We start from the raw sequence: 16378 nt of genomic DNA, 5'->3' as shown, positions 1-16378 counted from the left end.
ATACTTATATCAATCTAATGATTTGTGTCACCTTATCGTCCTGTGAAACCTCTATGATGTGATGTTTGCTATTATACGTAATGACACCGCTGCCTACCTCAATGACCGGATTCTCTCCTAGCCCAAAGAAAACATCATCCGCCAAAGCCTCCATCACTTCATGCCGATCACTTACAGGCAGCTGAGCCCATTCATCAGGTTCCATTTCAAAAAAAGTATAGCTATTCTCAATTTCAGCCACAGCTGCTGTAAAATCCTTCAATATATCTGAATATTCTCTTGCATGTCTTACGCCCATGTGCGTATACCACCTTTGCTATCGTCATTTTTTGTACACATCTCTCTACTATTCTACCGCATTTTATCATTTTTTAACGCATTCGCCTGAAATCATTCCATATACTCTAACTTCAGAATACCCATTTGTCGATAATATAAGAAGTAGAGAAATGTCGAAAATGTATTGGACGGGGTGTATGATGAAAAATTCAACAATTATTGGTTTGGTGCTAGGATTAGTCGCTGTACTTGGAGGCATGGTTTTAAAGGGAGCACACCTGTCCTCTCTTGCAAATCCAGCTGCTTTTATGATTATTATTTTGGGAACTATAGCCTCCGTCATGATCGCCTTCCCGATGTCCGAGCTATCCAAAGTCGGTAAACTATTCAAAATGGTGTTCACTGAACAAAAGCTGCCTATGCGTGATGAGCTGATTCAGCGCTTCATGGAATGGGCTTCTATTACACGTCGCGAGGGTTTGCTTGCTCTTGAAGCAAAAGTTGACGAGATTGAAGATACATTTCTTCGTAACGGCATGCGTATGATTATTGACGGAAATGACCAAGACTTTGTACGTGATGTTTTACTTGAGGATATTGCCGCAACAGAAGACCGCCACAAAGCGGGGGCACTTATTTTTACGCAAGCAGGTACATATGCCCCTACACTTGGGGTACTCGGAGCAGTTGTAGGCCTCGTTGCCGCACTTGCTGATATGAGCGATATGGGAAAACTCGCACATGCCATCGCAGGAGCTTTTATCGCAACACTTCTTGGTATCTTTACAGGTTATGTATTATGGCATCCTATTGCTAATAAACTGAAGCGCATGTCTAAGAAAGAAATTCAAATCCGTCTTATGATGGTGGAAGGCCTTCTTTCTATTCAATCCGGCGTATCAACGATCGCTATTAATCAGAAGCTATCTGTTTTCCTTACACCTACAGAAAGATTGAAGATGAGGGAAAAGGAGGAAGGCGCCGTTGAGCAGAAAGCATAGACACGAAGAACACGAGGAGCATGTGGATGAATCATGGCTCATTCCTTACGCCGATTTGCTTACCCTGCTGCTAGCACTCTTTATCGTGTTGTACTCCATGAACTCCGTCGACGTAAAGAAGTTTGAAGAAATGTCGAAAGCATTTAGTTTAGCACTTAGCACTGGCAGCGGTATTCTAACCGAAACGTCCGCTGTGAAAAGCGGCGAGGATGACGGGAAGAAGCAAAAAGAAGAAGGCGGCAAGCTTCCCGACAAGGATGTAAACAAAAATCAATCTGCTGAAGAGAAAGCTCGTGAGGAACTTATTAAGCAGGAGCAGAAGGATCTCGAGGATCTAAAGAAAAAAGTAGATGCCTATATTAAGAAAAACGGCCTGACATCTGATCTTGAGACGAAGCTAAACCTCTCACAGCTGATGATTACGATTAGCGACAACGCATTATTTGCACCGGCACAAGCAACTGTTAAGCCTGAGTCGAAGGAGCTTGCCGTTGCAATCAGCAAAATGCTGCAGCAGTACCCTGATTACGAGGTCATCGTTTCCGGTCATACCGATACAACGCCGATCTCAACTTACCAATTTAAATCAAACTGGGATTTGAGCTCTATGAGGGCGATTCGTTTCTTGGACGTCTTGCTCGAAAATAAACAACTGAAACCCGAGCGCTTTAGCGCTATCGGCTACGGTGAGTATCGTCCTGTTGCCGACAACGAAACGGTTGCAGGCAAATCCAAAAACCGTCGTGTAGAGGTTTCGATCATTCATACGTACGCCGATGTCACGAATGCCCAGCAGTTAAATGTAAAAAAACCATAATAAGAAAACCTGAATCAACTCGCCCTAGGCGTGTGATTCAGGTTTTTTTGTCGGTATACTAATGAATGTTTCCTGCTTAGACAGGCTCATAACTTAATGTCTCGAACAAAGTCGCCTTCTCAGCTTCGCTCAAATCACGCCATTTGCCAACGTGAAGACCGCCGAGCTGGATGTTCATAATACGCTGCCGCTGTAGTCTCCGAACATGATAACCGAATGCTTCGCACATTCTACGAATTTGACGATTTCGGCCTTCCGTTAAAATAATACGGAATACGCGGTCCGTTACTCTTGTCACGACACATGGCAATGTCATGCTGCCTAGAATATGAACTCCGCTTGCCATTCCTTTTAAAAACGCTTCTGTCATCGGTTTATCTACTGTGACCAAATATTCTTTCTCATGCTTACCCTCCGAGCGTAGAATCGGATTGACGATATCACCGTCATTCGTGAGGAGTATTAATCCCTCCGAATCCTTGTCCAGCCTCCCTATCGGGAAGATACGCTCCTCATGACCAACAAAATCAACAATATTGCCTTTAATATGAAGCTCGGTCGTACAGGTAATGCCTACCGGCTTATTAAGCGCAATATAAACATGATTTTTTTGCTCGCCGATTTTGCGGCCATCGACACGCACATCGTCACCTATTTCAGCTTGGCTGCCGAGCTGTGCCTTTTCTCCATTGATCGTAACACGTCCGCTGTCTACGAGCTTATCCGCCTCACGTCTGGAGCAATAACCGGTTTCACTAATAAACTTATTGATTCTCAAAGCTGCTTCACCCCGTTGTATGTAATGCCAAGTCGGCAATTTTGTCCGATGAATAATACTGAATCATCGATGGCTTGCTTGCTGCCTTCATTTGTCCAGCTTGTCCCGCCGCTCTTCTCATTGCCAAAGCTACATCCTCGCCCTTTATCGGCCGATACTTGCGCAGCGGACCAACCATTGCAAATTGCAGCCCTTTCGAAACGACAGCTCCAAACGCTTCACCAGGTCGAGCCTGCGGTCTTTCTCCAAGCAGAAGCGAGGGTTGAAACACTTGAACTAGCGGAATGTTCAGCTTAGCAATCGCATCCTGCAGTTCCCCTTTCACTCTGCTGTAAAATATTTTTGAGCTGGAGGAAGCCCCCATAGCCGTCACGATAGAAAATAAAGAAGCATTCGTGCGTTCTGCAAACCGGGCAAGCGTGAGCGGATATTCATAATCTACTTTGCGAAAGGCTTCTTGCGTCTTCGCAACCTTGATCGTCGTGCCAAGCGTACAAAATACAACGTCTGCATGCACCTGCTCCAGCGTTTTATCCAAATCATCAAAGGCGGTGACGATCATATTCAGTTTGGAGAGCTCATTTGCGCTGCCCAAAGTATTCGTCTCTAGCGGCCGTCTTACAATAACGGTTACCATCGTCACCAGCGGATCACGAAGCAGCTGACGGAGCAAAGCTGCTCCGATCAAACCAGTAGCTCCTACGAGTAAGGCGCTGTAGCCTGAAGCATCATAAAGCACGTTCCCTTTTTGCTTTGAACCATCTACAGAAGATTCCTGCTTCAACGAGAATCCCTCCTCTTACATTTCCGTTAGAAGCCCGATCTGTGCTTATGCTTCCAGTATACCGCTCTCCCGTGTTTCTTTCAAAGCTGGCAGCAGCAAATGTATCGTTGTTCCGACATTAACCTGGCTTTTAATATCCATCGTTCCGCGGTGGCTGTTAATAATACGCTGACTAACCATAATGCCGAGCCCTGTGCCCGTTTCCTTCGCTGTAAAAAAGGGATCTCCAATTTTCGGTATCATATCGTCCGGGATGCCCATTCCTTCATCCGTTATCGTGATCGAAATGTATTCCCGTTTATGGTTAATATGAATATGGATTCGTCCACCATTTGGCATCGCTTCAATCGCATTTTTCAGCAAATTAATAAAAACTTGCTTCAATTGATTTTCTTCACATGAAATTAAGCAAGAATCATCGGTTAGAGTAACACAAAACTCGATATTATGAAGAAGCGCCTCACTGTTCATTAACGCAATAACATCTTGCAGTACATCCCGTATATCCTTGGTGACAAACCTCGTCGCTTGCGGCTTCGCAAGAATGAGAAACTCGCCAACAATGAGATTGATCCGGTCAAGCTCCGATAACATAAGCGTTACGTGGGAAAGCGCCAGCTTCTTGCTCTCCTGCTGGAGCTGCAGGAAACCGCGCAGCGTCGTCAGCGGGTTGCGAATTTCATGGGCTACACCGGCAGCTAGCTGCCCTACTGTCGTCAGCTTCTCCGACCTTCGCAGCAGCTCTTCCATCTTGTTACGGCTCCTCATGTCTCTTGAAATGCTGGCAAAGGCACGAATCGTTCCGTCCGAATCACGAATTGGCGATATGGTTACACTTACAGGTATCAGCTCTCCAAGCTTCGTCATTCGTATCGTTTCCTGAGCTGGCAGTACTTTGCCCGACAAGATCTGGTTTAACATATCCCTCATCTCTGCATGATGAGAGTCGGGAAGAATAGGATTAATGAGACCAATTGCTTCTTCTTCCTCATAACCAAAGAGCAGCTCGAAAGCTCGGTTTACTTGAATAACCTTACCATCCAAATCAATAAGATGGATCGCATCGCTCGTGTGGTTAATAAATGACTCCAAATGCTCCTTCATCCGGCGGTTTTCCTCAAACGCTCTGCGCAGTTTGTTCATATATATACTTAGATTTTGTGACATCGCATTGACCTTAAGAGCCAGCAAGCCGAATTCATCCTTACGTTTAATTCGAATCGGCTGTTGAAACCGAGCAGAAGACACCTCGTTAACCTTCCATAAGATATCTTTTAGAGGTCTAATCATTACTCCTACCAGCCAATAGCTAATAAAGAGGACGAGCACCATCGATATGCCCGTATAAATCAATGAATCATTTCGCTTCTCCGCGATAAGCTCATTAATTCCCTCACTGTCATAAACGATACTTATAATGTAGTTGCCCATCTGCTTCGTGTAATAATAACTTCTAAAATAGGATTTTCCGTTGATCTCCATCTTTCGAAGCTCAAAACCTGTTTTCTTCACATCGGTTATAATAGATTGATCGCTATTTGAATCCAAATACGTGTAGGTTCCGTAACGCACAGCTAACGTATCTTGCTCAAATACTGTAATTTCATTTATATTTGGATTTAATGTTTTTACGATATCAAAGATATGCCCAGGGCCTGAGCGATCCTTCTCCGGAAAGATATAACCTGAACCTGACTTCTTCTCGTAAGAGGAAAATGTGCTCGCCACATGCATGGAAGTATCGTGCATCGCTCGTTTTGCTTGCTCTCGCATGCTTTGAATCATCGAATACTCACTAAGCATGTGCTGGAATATAAAAAACGTCAAAACGATAAGCGTGATCAAGACTGAGAATTTCATCTTTATTGACAATGAATGACACATCCTTTTACACAAAAACGTTTTTATTAACAACTTATACACAATATCCACAATTACTGTGCACAGCTCTGAATAAATTGTGAGTATTTATGTGCATATCATGATAGTTATCCACAATGTTATCCACGACATGTTAACAACGGAATATTTGTTCGTTGTATAATGAATAAATAGTAAAGGAGTTATTGTATATGACAAGAGAGCAAGAAGATCAGAAATGGATGCTGGAAGCTATTGAAGAAGCCAAAAAAGCCGAGCAAATTGGAGAGGTTCCTATCGGGGCTGTTATCGTCAGAAACAATGAAATCATCGGAAGAGGCTACAATTTGCGTGAGACGCGGTTTGATCCAACCGCTCATGCCGAAATGGTAGCTATTCGTGACGCCTGCGATCGCATCGGCGCATGGAGATTATTAGATTGTACATTGTATGTCACGTTGGAGCCTTGTCCAATGTGCGCCGGCGCCATTGTTCAATCTCGGGTTAAACGTGTCGTTTATGGAACAACCGACCCGAAGGCAGGATGTGCTGGGACGCTCATGAATTTACTGCAAGAGCCCCGTTTCAACCATGAAACGGAGCTCACTAGTGGTATTTTACAGCCTGAATGCTCAAACCTGCTGACTCAATTTTTCCGACGGCTTCGAGAGAGATAATATTCTCTACATATCGTCGCGGCGTATCGTAATATGTGTTAGCTCGTTTCTTTGTATATGCTGTAACGCAACAATTAGTTGATCGGCCTCTTCGCTAATCGCTAGAACATCCGGATCTGTCAGACTGCCGCGCGCTTCGGCTATTTCATGAAGCTTTAGCCGCAACGACTGCAATTGTTTAAGCAAGTGTTTTTTGTCCATAGCTCGCTTCGGGGCACGCTCCTTATCTAGCACTCGTGTGGTAATGCTTCTATTATACTCGTAGAGCAATAAGGAGTTTGTAAAAACTTGTCGACGAACGTAGACAATTTTCGGGCATTATTCGACAAAATGAAGTTATTTTATCCAATTTCTAGTTCTTTTTAACTAGTAAAATCGATCAATATATGGAAAAAGTTACTTGCGTTAAATACAGAATAGTAAAATATACATATATATGAATAATTGAAAAATGTTAATAAAATCACAAATATGCTAATAACGCTCATCAAGTGCTTTTATGTTAACAATTCCGATAAATGGTTTCAGCGATTTACGGGTAATGGTGTCGAATGCCAGAAAAAACGGCTGTTAACGAAGCTGTTTTTAGCGGCAGCATGCGCCTCGGATTTGGTCCAAATTCTCCACATCTTTGTAGCTATTATGAGGATAAATCCATTTGTATTATAAGAAAGTATGAAGTAAAATTATTTAAAACATTAGTCGTAATACAGGGAAATGAACATAAATTAGGATGTCGGGATGTGCCTTTGTGAATAATAAAGCAGTAATTTTGGGTTGTAATTATTATATAGGTTTAAGCACCATTCGTTGCCTAGGGATTAACGGTGTACATACGGTTGCCGTAGATTATTCGACTAAAGATACCTATGGCGCCGATTCAAAATATACGTCTGAGAGACTAATCTCTCCTCATTATAAAGAAGACACGGCAGCATTCATTCGTTTCTTGAAGGAATATGCCCGCAAGCAAAGCGCTCCTCCTGTCCTTATTCCATGCCACGATTCTTATCTTGAGGTTATCGATGAGCATTTGGAAGAGCTTAGAGAACACTATCTCATACCACAAGACATTCCGGGCATATACTCGGATATGATGAATAAAGAAGTGCTGCAGCGCCTTTCTCTAGAAAATGGCGTAGCTGTTCCCGAAACGGTCCGTGTAGACGAAGATCGTTTTTTTGAGAAGATCGATGAAATCATTAAGTATCCTTGTATCGTCAAACCTACAGATTCTCCATCGTTCGTTGCCAAGTTTAGACGGAAGCTCTTTAAGGTACACAGCCGCGCTGAGCTCGAACAAGCGCTGGCAAAAGCGAAGGAAGCGAGCTTGGAAGTCATCGTACAGCGTATCATTCCGGGTTTCGACGATCATATGTATACGTTCGACGCGTATTTAAACCAAGATTCAAAGGTCACTCACTGGGTCACTTGTCAAAAATTCCGCCAATATCCGATTAACTTCGGCGCATCGGTGTATACAGGGCAGAGATACGTACAAGAGCTGTTCGATATCGGAGCTCCTTTTCTAGAGAAGATGAAATGGAAAGGCTTCGCGGAAATTGAATTCAAAAAAGACGCCGAAACTGGCCGTTTTTATTTAATCGAAGTGAATTGCCGAATTACCAACCTGAACAACCTGCTGTACCGAGTTGGGGTAAATATTCCATGGATTACTTACCAAGAGTTAACTGGCGGCAACCTTGTGCCTCCCAAAGCCGTCAAAGAGAATACGAACCGTGTTTTCTGGTACGGATATGAGGACATGCTTGCTGTCCGCGATTATATCAAGACGGGTCAATTGACTTGGAAGCAAGTATTCGTATCCTTGTTTAAACCGAAAGCTTATGCGATCTGGGATTGGAAGGACCCGAAACCAGCCTTTTCCTATGCGGCTATCATCGGTGGCAAGCTTACGAAAAAGCTTCTAAGAAGATAGCTTGCGAAAATAGTAATAGGTAATAGAATGGAGCTGATCGTATGTTATTGACCTCCTTACTGAAGGATCTGAATTACACGCTCGTGAAAGGCGATTTGCATATTGAAGTAAGCTCCATTGCCTTTGATTCGAGGGAAGCTTCAGCCAATGGCGTATTTGTCGCGATAACGGGTTTTTCGGTTGATGGACACCATTTCATCGAAAAAGCAATCGCACTTGGTGCGACCGTCGTTATTGTGGAGAAGGATGTTCACGTGCCAGCAGGAATAACGGTGCTGCAAGTTAACGACACGCGTGAGGCGCTCGCCCTGGTATCTGCAAACTTCTATCATCGCCCGACTGAGCAAATGAATCTTCTCGGCATCACTGGAACAAACGGGAAGACATCGACCACATATTTTCTAAAATCTATATTCGAGCAAACGGGGACAGCCCTCGGAATTATCGGCACGATCGGCACAGTTATCGGCGACAAGCTGATTCAAAATAAAAATACGACGCCGGAATCACTGTATTTGCAACGAATCTTCGCCGATATGATCGAATCACATATGAAGCATTGCGTCATGGAGGTTTCTTCGCATGCGCTCAATTTGAAACGCGTTGCCTATTCCAGCTTCAAAACTGGCATTTTCACGAATCTAACGCCGGATCATTTGGAGCTTCACCATACGATGGAGGAATATTTCGAAGCGAAGGCTTTGCTGTTCGACATGACGACGGACTTTAACATTATTAATGCAGATGATAAATTTGGCCGTATTCTCATTGACCGATTGCAGCATAAAGGTCCAAAGCTGGTTACTTATGGCATTGAGCAGGAAGCTGACATTTACGCGACGGACATTACTTATTATGCCGACTATACGACTTATAATGTAAATACGCCAAAGGGCAGCATCGCAATTAAAGTAAACCTGCCTGGTGCGATCTACGTATATAATAGTCTAGCCGCTATTGCAACGGCTTATTGCAATCAATTTACGCTACAGCAAATCGCAGACGGCATTTTGGCCGTTGAGGGTATTAAAGGCCGGCTGGAAGTTGTCTATCAAGATGAGGATACGAAGATCATCGTCGATTTTGCCCATACCGAGGACAGCCTAGAGAAGGCATTAAAAACAATCCGGCCTTTTACCAAAGGCAAAATCATTCTCGTGTTCGGCGTTTACGCATCTGATGGGGAATCAGGCACAGAGAAACGTAGAGCGATGGCTAAGGTAGCCGCTACATTTGCTGATTTTTCCGTAATCACCTCTGATAATCCCAAGGAGCAGGATAATAACCTGATAATTAGGGAAATTATTGAAGGAGTCGAAGCTAATAACGGAGCTTATGAGGCCGTTATCGACCGGAGAGACGCTATTGCTTTTGCCATTGATATCAGCAGAAAAGACGATGTCATTCTCATTGCCGGCAAAGGTCATGAAACGTCGCAAATTATTGGGAAAACGGAAATCCCATTTAATGAATCGGAAATCGTCAGGGAAATCAAATTAAAAACGATGTGACTGCGCTTAAAACAATATAGTTAATGAAAGGTATTCCACATGTGCGGTTTTGTAGGTTTTGCAGATAGTCGTCCCGACGTTGATCAAGTAGCCATTATTAAAGACATGATGGAGATGATCGTTCATAGAGGTCCCGATAGTGGCGGTATCTATTCGGATGAGGAAGTAACTTTAGGGTTTAGACGCCTCAAAATTATTGATATGTCTGAAGAAGCCAGCCAACCGATTTACAACGAGGATAAAAGCTGTGTTCTTGTATTTAATGGAGAAATCTACAATTATCAAGAGCTGCGCGAAGAGTTGATTCAGTGCGGACATACCTTTGTTAGCCATACGGACAGCGAGGTTATCATTCATGCTTATGAAGAGTATGGAACCTCGCTGCTTCAGAAGCTAAGAGGCATGTTTGCTTTTGCGATATGGGATACGAATACGGAAACGATGTTTCTCGCCAGGGATTTCTTTGGCATAAAGCCGTTGTATTATACACAAAACACAACAGATAATTCCTTCCTATTCAGCTCAGAAATCAAAGCTTTCTTAAAGCAGCCTGCCTTTCGCAAAGAGCTGAACAAGGATGCGCTCAAGCCTTATCTGACTTTTCAATACTCCGTGCTTGATGAAACGTTTTTTAAAGGCGTGTACAAGCTGAAGCCTGGCCACTATATGCTTTACAAACAAGGGAAGCTAGAAGTGAAGCCTTTCTGGGACGTTAACTTTGCAGAAGAGCCGAACAGCCTGTCCCATTACGTCAACCAAATTAAAAGCACAGTAAAAGAATCAGTCGCCTATCACCAAATTAGCGATGTGCCGGTCGGGTCTTTTTTGTCCGGAGGCATTGATTCCAGTTATATTACCGCTTTGCTAAAACCAAACAAAACATTTTCCGTCGGCTTTGAGGATTATGAAGGCAACTTTAATGAGACGAACCTCGCAGAGGATTTGTCAGAAATTTTAAACATCGAAAACTATAAACGACTGGTTTCAGCGGATGAGTGCTTCAAGATGCTGCCAACGATTCAGTATCATATGGACGAACCGCAGTCCAACCCCTCCTCCGTGCCTCTCTATTTCCTAGCAGAGCTTGCGAGCAAGCATGTAACCGTGGTGCTCTCTGGAGAAGGCGCAGACGAAATTTTTGGCGGTTATGATTGGTACGATACGACACCAGCGATGAAAAAATACAAGAAGCTTCCGTTTGCAATCAGGCGGCCGTTATCATTATTAAGCGGCAAGCTGTCCAAAAACAGAATCACCTCCTTTGTCGTAAAAGGCGGACAGCGGGTTGAGGAACGTTTTATCGGTCAAGCGCATGTGTTTGAAGAAGCTGATGCCTTAACCGTATTGAAGGACGAATTTAAGCAAGGACCATCCGTACAAAGCATTACGAAGACTGTATATGATCAAGTGCGGGGCAAAGATGATATAACCAAAATGCAATATCTCGATCTGAAGCTTTGGCTTCCGGGAGATATTCTTCTTAAGGCAGACAAAATGAGCCTCGCCCATTCTATTGAGCTGAGAGTACCATTTTTAGACAAGATGGTTATGGAACTGGCTTCAAAGCTGCCTACTGATCTTCGTGTGCATCCAAGCAATACGAAGTATGCGCTGCGTACAGCTGCGAAGGAAGTACTTCCCGATGAATGGGCGAATCGACCAAAGGTTGGTTTTCCTGTACCTATTAGGCACTGGCTAAGACAAGAGAAATATTATAAGCTCGTTAAGGACATGTTTCTCTCCGACCGAGCGAAGCTGTTCTTTCATACCGATGAGCTGATGAAATATCTGGATTCGCATTATTCAGGCAAGCAGAACTACGCTAGATACATTTGGACAGTGTATGTGTTCCTTATATGGCATAAGACGTTCTTCGAACAAGCGTAACAGGCATGGGCAGCCACCGGCTGCCTGCTCGTTATACACTGTCGCATAACTATTACGGCTATAAAGCGAAGGAGCCACCAACATGAAAAGAATGATCAAGCTCCTGGTGTTATTGGGTATTATATTTTTTATTTATACATTGTTTACGAAAGAAGATGCAAAACCTGTATTCAATGAGAAGGTCGATTCTACACCAACGACTGCCCCTACTCCAGAAATAGAGCAAGGAACAATTACAGTAATAAGCAAAGACGAAGCAACGCAGAAGCCGATTAAAGATGCTGTATTTACGATAACCGCTGCGAATAGCGGATCGGTTATCGGCACCATGACAACAGACGAAATGGGTAAAGCAACATCTATTTTGCTCGATTACGGTACCAGCTATAAGATAAAACAACAGAAGGTCGGCAGGCCTTATCAGCTGTCAGAAGAAGAGCATCAAATAGCGGTTAACGGCCCTGCACAAGAGCTGACAACCACCAACAAAACGTTTGAATATGTGAAGGATTATGAGCGGGCAGCTGATGGCTCCATAACCATTAAGAAGGTTTATATCGATGTCGATACTATCATGCAGAAGCCTGAGCTGCCTAACGGCTGTGAAATTACTTCATTAACCGCGGTACTCAATTATTACGGATACGACGTTACCAAAACAGAAATGTCGGATAATTATTTGCCGAAGCAAGCTTTTATCACCAAGAACAATAAATTATATGGGCCTGATCCCTATAAATCATACGCTGGCGAGCCTAGGTCATTAAAGGGCGGATTTTTCAGCTTTGCTCCTCCTATCGTGGAGGCGGCTAACTTGTATTTTGATGTCGCAGGGCGCAGCAACAGCACTTCAGATATTAGCGGCAGCACGCGAGAGGAAATTATCGAGCAGCTTAATAAAGGGATTCCTGTCGTAACTTGGATCACGCTGGATCTCACGCCGCCAAAAATGAATTACGCTTGGTATTTCAGTGATACTGGTGAATATTATTCAGCTCCTATTAATTTGCATGTGGTTGTGCTAAATGGATATGAGGATGGTAAAGTACATGTAATGAATCCGTTAAAGGGACAAGTTACTTACGATGCAGACACTTTTTTTAACAGCTATGACGCAATGGGAAGCCATGCTATGATCGTTGAATAACTAAATCATTTCAATTAAACACTTCATCAAAAGTAGGTTGAGGCAATGGAAGCTAAAAGCTTAGGCATCATAGGCGGGATGGGCCCAAAAGCAACATCCGTATTTTTCGATATGATTATCGAGCAAACGGCAGCAGACCGTGATCAAGAGCATATTGATATCGTCATTCTCAATCATGCCACTTTGCCAGATCGAACAGGTGTCATATTAGAAAACAAAGGCGAGTTGTTTCTCAAAGCGGTTGCTAAAGATTTTAAAATCCTTGAGGCAGCAGGCGTATCTAATATTGCGATTCCTTGCAATACGTCGCATTATTTCTATAATGATATGCAGCAAATGACAAGCATAAATATAATCAACATGGTGGATGAGACGCTGAAAAAGATCCATGACACCTTTGGAGCACACTGCAAGATTGGTATTCTGGCTACAAACGGAACGGTTAGCAGCGGCGTGTATCGTCATGGCTGCAATCAGTATAATATGCACCTTCACGAGCCTGAAGAGGCCATTCAGGAGCATGTGATGGACATTATCTACAACAAGGTCAAACGCAATTTGCCTGTTGAGCCTTCCGAGTTTGAAGGCATCATTAACCACTTGCTCGTGCAGGATGAGTGCCAGTGTGTGATCATCGCATGCACGGAATTATCCTGCATACCGATCCAAAAAGACGTAGCAGCCTTTTGTGTAGATGCAATGACGGTGCTTGTACAAAGATCTATCGAGCTGTCGGGCAAACAAACCATCGCGAAATAAGAGCATCACAAAAAATCCGGAGATCATTCTCCGGATTTTTTTGTGCTTTGGGCTTGTATTTTTTTAGATTAAAGAAGATTGAGTTCTACATTAATGTTGCCTCTAGTGGCTCTAGAATACGGACATACCTGATGAGCGGCTTCGACCAATTCCTTCGCAACGTCTGCTTCAACGCCCTCAAGCGCAATATCCAGCTTCACAGCCAGCTCATATCCGCCGTCTGCATCCTTGCCAAGCGTAACATGAGCGGTTACTTCGGTTTTCTCCACTTTAATTTTCTTCATCCGGCATACAACGTTAAGAGCACTCTCGAAGCAAGCTGCGTAACCTCCTGCAAACAATTGCTCTGGGTTCGTTGCGCCACCCACTCCTCCAAGCTCTTTAGGGGCTCTCACATCTACATTCAAAATATTATCGCTTGAAACAAGCTTGCCATCTCTTCCACCTGTTGCCGTTACCGTAGCTGTATATAAGTTTTGCATCATTAATTCCTCCGTTTAGGTCTTTATTTTAGTTTAAACGTTACTTTGCAAGCTTTTAGACCTTGAAGCTCCTCATGAAAAAGCACCTTATCGACAATGGCCTTTTATTTAACCTCCGTTACTTGAAATAACATCTTGTTTTCTTATTGCCAAAGAGAGCCTTCTCTATTCTCCTCATGCAATTTGGTGCAGCGAAGATTTTGTATTTTATACAATTTAATTTTATAAAATATAATATACACTCGCTCATAGGCGTTGTCAATAGTGCGAAGTAAAATATGCTGAACTAACAAAAAAAGATTTCCTCCCAAATTAACGGGAAGAAATCTTGTTGTTTAATTATATTCAGTTGAAATTGGAATCCTCATCCGATCTTAGAAATACGCTCTGTTACCCATTAAGTTGAGGGTTCTAGACTAATCTCGATTGTTTTCTTTCATAACCGTTTGTTCAAATAATCACGATTTGCCAAAATGCGCTCATCCGTCGGCCGGAATTGTGCTGCTTTCTCATTATGATCGTACGCGGCTTCGTAATCACCTATGCCATCGTAACAAACGCATAGCTGAAGCTGCGGCAGCCATGTAGAACAAGCTAAATTCTCAAAGCCCCAGTTCTGTTCCGGCTTCTCCGTGCTCAGCGCTAATTTATACCAATAAATGGCCAGCTTATACTCTTGACGCTGTAAGAAATAATAACCGAGGCGGCAACAAAATTCCGGACGAGGCTTGTCGTAATGGAAAGAGCGAAAGATCGAATCGACCACATTGCGTACTTCATTAAGCTCGCTGTAGCAATCCGCAAGCCTGCCGCAGGAAGCAATGTTATCCTCAATCCATCCTTTGCCCGTCGCAAGAAATTTTTCGTAATACCTTATAGCAGCCTCATATTTCCCATGGTCCTTAAGTTCATTGGCATAATAGAATAAATCGCGCGGAGAAAAGATTTCCCCTTTAGCCAGTCGTTTCTCATAAATGTTCAAATTGCGATCACTGTCATGATGTATACTGCTATGGGTTACGGCGATATCACTGCTCAATATATCCCCGTAAACTTCAAGGTATTCATGAACCGGACCAATCCATTTGAAAGCGCGAGATTTTTTCACAATTCGGTTTCGTCTTAGCTTTGAAGTTACATTACCGAATTCATCAAACGCCAAATGGTATTCCATAGATATGGAGTCGACGTCAGGATCGACATTTTGTTTTAGCGCCAGCAGTTTCTGCTGATCAATTTCCTTCAAAATATCATCTGCATCCAGCCACATAATATGGGATTTGGTTGCTAAAGAAAAAGCATAGTTGCGAGCTGCCGCAAAATCATCGATCCATGTAAAATGTTCGATGCGATTGGTAAACTCGCTCGCAACCTGCTTCGTTAAATCCGTAGAACCCGTATCCACAATAATAATCTCATCAGCGATATCTTTCATGGAAGCTAGACATCGACCGAGCGTTTTCTCTTCATTTTTGACAATGAGGCACAAGCTGATGGAAATCAACAAAACCACACTCCCATGAGTCGATTAGATTGATACATCATATTCTCATGCCATTGTCCTGTTACTTCTGCTTTATTAACTAACCCGAATGATGGTCAAAGCCGCACCCGCTCCGCCGCCTAACAGCGTTGCTGCTCCTAATAATCCAAACATTTGAAGCGTTATGGTACTGCCTGCTGTCAAAGTAACAATAATATCGTTATTAAAACTTGATAAGCTCAGAACTGGAGCAACCGTAGAAGGAAGATTCGCTGCACCATTAATTAGAAGACGAGTACTGAGAAGTAAGGCGGCCGTGGTGTTGATCTGATAAGTGATATAGTATCTGCCTGCATTAACAACTGTAAAGGTATCATTAGCTCCGTTGACGGTAATATTCGGGCTTAGGTTTTGTGAGCTCGGGAGTGGTACATTCGTTCCTCCGAGCACAACAGCGATAAGTGCACCCGTCGTATTGCCAGCATAACTAGAATCAGCCGTTGGTTCAGCACCTGTTACACCTGTTGCTCCCGTAGTTCCTGTTGCTCCTGTGGCACCAGTAGCACCAGTGGCACCAGTAGCACCTGTCGCTCCTGTTACGCCATTCGTTCCAGTGGCACCTGTGGCACCGGTAGCACCGGTAGCACCTGTCGCTCCAGTTCCCGTTGCTCCTGTTGCTCCAGCAGTTCCTGTCGCGCCTGTTACACCGTTGGCTCCTGTTGCTCCTGTGGAGCCCGTTACTCCCGTTGCTCCTGCTACTCCTGTCGCACCTGTTACACCGTCGGCTCCTGTTGCTCCTGTGGAGCCTGTTACACCTGTTGCTCCAGCAGTTCCTGTCGCTCCAGTTACACCGTTGGCTCCTGTTGCTCCTGTGGAGCCCGTTACACCTGTTGCCCCAGCAGTTCCTGTCGCGCCTGTTACACCGTCGGCTCCTGTTGCTCCGGTGGAGCCCGTTACACCTGTTGCTCCAGCAG

16 protein-coding genes are annotated in these 16378 nt (G+C 43.8%); 8 read left to right on the top strand and 8 right to left on the bottom strand.

Going from position 1 to position 16378, the window contains the following annotated elements:
* Positions 1-4 precede the first annotated feature (4 nt).
* Positions 5-298 carry a hypothetical protein gene (locus BK120_RS32220; RefSeq protein ID WP_076271564.1) on the bottom strand — a complete coding sequence of 98 codons (294 nt, stop codon included), beginning with the start codon at positions 296-298 and terminating at the stop codon, positions 5-7.
* A gap of 181 nt (positions 299-479) precedes the next feature.
* On the opposite strand from BK120_RS32220, the gene motA reads away from it, so the two are divergent.
* Together motA and BK120_RS32210 are read left to right on the top strand one after the other, a co-directional pair.
* Positions 480-1280 carry a flagellar motor stator protein MotA gene (motA, locus tag BK120_RS32215; RefSeq protein ID WP_054027115.1) on the top strand — a complete coding sequence of 267 codons (801 nt, stop codon included), beginning with the start codon at positions 480-482 and terminating at the stop codon, positions 1278-1280.
* A complete protein-coding gene (locus BK120_RS32210) occupies positions 1264-2097 on the top strand; it encodes a flagellar motor protein MotB (RefSeq protein ID WP_076271563.1) in 834 nt (277 codons plus the stop codon). The genes motA and BK120_RS32210 overlap by 17 nt, the downstream gene beginning before the upstream one ends.
* A gap of 76 nt (positions 2098-2173) precedes the next feature.
* Here the strand turns inward: BK120_RS32210 and rluF are convergent, their stop codons facing one another.
* Genes rluF through BK120_RS32195 form a run of 3 tightly spaced genes read right to left on the bottom strand, consistent with a single transcriptional unit; the run spans position 2174 to position 5531 of the window.
* Positions 2174-2875, bottom strand: a complete 702-nt coding sequence (rluF, locus tag BK120_RS32205) for a 23S rRNA pseudouridine(2604) synthase RluF (protein WP_076271562.1) — start codon at positions 2873-2875, stop codon at positions 2174-2176.
* A gap of 7 nt (positions 2876-2882) precedes the next feature.
* Entirely contained in the window at positions 2883-3659 is a 777-nt protein-coding gene (locus BK120_RS32200; RefSeq protein ID WP_256711089.1) for an NAD(P)H-binding protein, read from the bottom strand.
* Positions 3660-3704: 45 nt separating this feature from the next.
* Positions 3705-5531: an ATP-binding protein gene (locus BK120_RS32195; RefSeq protein ID WP_076271561.1), complete on the bottom strand. Its 1827-nt coding sequence runs from the start codon at positions 5529-5531 to the stop codon at positions 3705-3707.
* Positions 5532-5731: 200 nt separating this feature from the next.
* Here BK120_RS32195 and tadA point away from each other — a divergent pair, with 200 nt between their 5' ends.
* Entirely contained in the window at positions 5732-6196 is a 465-nt protein-coding gene (tadA, locus tag BK120_RS32190) for a tRNA adenosine(34) deaminase TadA (protein WP_076271560.1), read from the top strand.
* Between the two features lie 6 nt (positions 6197-6202).
* Here tadA and BK120_RS32185 read toward each other — a convergent pair whose 3' ends face one another.
* On the bottom strand, positions 6203-6397 hold the full coding sequence (locus BK120_RS32185; RefSeq protein ID WP_076271559.1) for an aspartyl-phosphate phosphatase Spo0E family protein: 195 nt from the start codon (positions 6395-6397) through the stop codon (positions 6203-6205).
* A gap of 550 nt (positions 6398-6947) precedes the next feature.
* On the opposite strand from BK120_RS32185, the gene BK120_RS32180 reads away from it, so the two are divergent.
* The 5 genes from BK120_RS32180 to BK120_RS32160 all read left to right on the top strand — a co-directional run bounded on the left by BK120_RS32180 (position 6948) and on the right by BK120_RS32160 (position 13439).
* Positions 6948-8135, top strand: coding sequence for a carboxylate--amine ligase (locus BK120_RS32180; RefSeq protein WP_076271558.1), 1188 nt, complete (start codon positions 6948-6950; stop codon positions 8133-8135).
* Positions 8136-8176: 41 nt separating this feature from the next.
* Positions 8177-9646, top strand: coding sequence for a UDP-N-acetylmuramoyl-L-alanyl-D-glutamate--2,6-diaminopimelate ligase (locus BK120_RS32175; RefSeq protein ID WP_076271557.1), 1470 nt, complete (start codon positions 8177-8179; stop codon positions 9644-9646).
* A 39-nt stretch (positions 9647-9685) separates the two neighbouring features.
* Complete coding sequence (gene asnB, locus BK120_RS32170) at positions 9686-11533, top strand: asparagine synthase (glutamine-hydrolyzing) (protein WP_076271556.1); 1848 nt, start codon at positions 9686-9688, stop codon at positions 11531-11533.
* Between the two features lie 82 nt (positions 11534-11615).
* A complete protein-coding gene (locus tag BK120_RS32165) occupies positions 11616-12680 on the top strand; it encodes a C39 family peptidase (RefSeq protein WP_076271555.1) in 1065 nt (354 codons plus the stop codon).
* 45 nt (positions 12681-12725) lie between these two features.
* Positions 12726-13439: an aspartate/glutamate racemase family protein gene (locus BK120_RS32160; RefSeq protein WP_076271554.1), complete on the top strand. Its 714-nt coding sequence runs from the start codon at positions 12726-12728 to the stop codon at positions 13437-13439.
* A gap of 68 nt (positions 13440-13507) precedes the next feature.
* Here the strand turns inward: BK120_RS32160 and BK120_RS32155 are convergent, their stop codons facing one another.
* From BK120_RS32155 to BK120_RS32145, 3 genes are all read right to left on the bottom strand, one after another.
* On the bottom strand, positions 13508-13921 hold the full coding sequence (locus BK120_RS32155) for an organic hydroperoxide resistance protein (RefSeq protein WP_076271553.1): 414 nt from the start codon (positions 13919-13921) through the stop codon (positions 13508-13510).
* A gap of 436 nt (positions 13922-14357) precedes the next feature.
* The gene (locus BK120_RS32150) at positions 14358-15425 is read right to left on the bottom strand and encodes a tetratricopeptide repeat-containing glycosyltransferase family 2 protein (RefSeq protein WP_076271552.1); all 1068 of its coding nucleotides are present in this window, start codon (positions 15423-15425) and stop codon (positions 14358-14360) included.
* 75 nt (positions 15426-15500) lie between these two features.
* Positions 15501-16378, bottom strand: an 878-nt coding sequence (locus BK120_RS32145) for a BclA C-terminal domain-containing protein (protein WP_076271551.1), incomplete at its 5' end; no start/stop codon positions are given.

This window comes from Paenibacillus sp. FSL A5-0031 (assembly GCF_001956295.1).
Lineage (GTDB): Bacteria > Bacillota > Bacilli > Paenibacillales > Paenibacillaceae > Pristimantibacillus.
Note: the sequence above shows the minus strand (reverse complement) of the source record. Positions and strands in the feature narration are given on the sequence as shown.